At 55.7% G+C, this 1,891-nt stretch carries 1 protein-coding gene; it reads left to right on the top strand.

The genetic code is table 11. From position 1 onward, the window contains the following. Window positions 1-552: 552 nt before the first annotated feature. Window positions 553-1,830, top strand: coding sequence for a group II intron reverse transcriptase/maturase (gene ltrA / locus I6F38_RS43090; RefSeq protein WP_225164670.1), 1,278 nt, complete (start codon window positions 553-555; stop codon window positions 1,828-1,830). Window positions 1,831-1,891 lie beyond the last annotated feature (61 nt).

Below are 1,891 nucleotides of genomic sequence, written 5' to 3'. Positions count from 1 at the left end.
GGTGTGCTGCAGAGCATGAAGGAGGTGAATAACCGAATTTGATGTGTACAGCTTTATGAGAGATGGGGGTTGGCCCTCCTGCATCGGCGTTCCAGCCGCAGATGCAAAACCACGACACTGTGGCTTCGCTTAAAAGGCGCGGTCATCAGCAAGTGTTGCAAAAGTCCCGGGTTTACGGGGCAGGTGAGTATCCAGAAGGCGAGCGAAAGCGAATCTTCCGATGACGCGTCGAAAATTATTTAGATGTCGCCAAAATCAGGGGCGCGTGCCATCCCTGAGATCAATCCGTGAGGCGCCTGGATTACTGCGCGGGTGGCGACCGGCGTTTAGGGGACGCGATCTGGATACAGGCTCTTGTAGAGAACTGCAGGAACCAGTCGTTGTGATGCCAAGGGAGAAGTTCAAGCGGCGCACACCGCGAGACGAGAGTACCGAAGCACGACACTGGGGCGGATTGGCTCGTAGTAGTGATGAAGGTGCTGTAATGGGACTGGAGCGAAGGGGCCGAGGCAAGTGGTTCCACCCGCATGCAACTGTGATGAGCAGGAGGACATGATGGGTGTAACCGAACGTAAGCAGTACAATATCGACAAGCAAACAGTGATGAAGGCCTACCGATTGGTCAAAGCCAATGCGGGCTCAGCCGGCGTGGATAAGATATCGTTGGAAGCTTTCGAGAAGAACTTGAAGGGCAACCTTTACAAGGTCTGGAATCGGATGTCTTCTGGCAGCTACTTTCCACCTGCCGTTCGGGCTGTCCCCATTCCCAAGAAGAACGGCGGACAACGCATTCTAGGCGTGCCGACAGTAGCAGATCGCGTGGCGCAGACGGTCGTCAAGCTGCAGATTGAACAAGCACTCGAGGAAATCTTCCTTCCCGATTCCTACGGCTACCGGCCCGGAAAATCCGCGCTGGACGCCGTTGGCGTCACCCGGCAACGGTGTTGGAAGATGGACTGGGTGCTGGAGTTCGACATCAAAGGCCTGTTCGACAATATCAGCCACAAGTTGCTTATGAAGGCCATCAGGAAGCATGTGCAAGACGAATGGGCTCTGCTCTACATCGAACGCTGGCTAATAGCGCCGATGCAAGGCAAAGACGGAGCGATCACCGCTCGCGACCGGGGCACACCCCAAGGCGGCGTGATCAGTCCCGTCCTTGCCAATTTGTTCTTGCATTATGCGTTCGATACATGGATGGCGCGGAACTTCCCGCGGTCACCATGGTGTCGATACGCAGACGACGGGCTCGTTCATTGCCGAACCAAGGCTGAAGCGGAGGCCATCAAGGCGGCGCTGCAAGCAAGGTTTGAGGAATGCGAACTCGAAATGCATCCCGACAAGACCAAGATCATCTACTGCAAAGACAGCAACCGCCCGGGTAGCCATGTCAGTCAGTCGTTTGACTTTCTGGGATTTACCTTTCGACCGCGCAGGGCAAGAAATCATCAGAAGAAAGAAAACTTCTGTACGTTCTCGCCAGCGGCCAGCAGGGCGGCGATGAAGTCTATGCGTATGACGATCCGGCAGCTCCGGCTCACGCTTCGCTCGCAGACGGAAGTCGACGTAATCGCCTTGGAACTGAATCCCGTCCTTCGTGGATGGATGCAGTACTACGGCAGATATGGGCGGTCAGAAATGCACAACCTGTATCGATACGTCGACGAATCTCTTAACCGCTGGGCGCGACGCAAATACAAAGGGCTGAAGAATGGAAAGGTTAGAGCCTCTACCTGGCTCAGATTGATCCGCCGCCGCAGGCCAAAGCTGTTTGCTCATTGGGCGAGGTTGAGTTCTGCTTCGGTACTTGTTGAGAGCCGTATGACGTGAGAGCGTCACGTACGGTTCGGAGAGCGGCTCCGGGTGCAACTCCCGGGGCCGACTCACCATG

The organism is Bradyrhizobium sp. BRP56, assembly GCF_020194035.1.
GTDB classification, from domain to species: Bacteria; Pseudomonadota; Alphaproteobacteria; order Rhizobiales; family Xanthobacteraceae; genus Bradyrhizobium; species Bradyrhizobium australafricanum.
The sequence above is the reverse complement of the archived record's forward strand: the minus strand, read 5'-3'. Positions and strand labels throughout refer to the sequence as shown.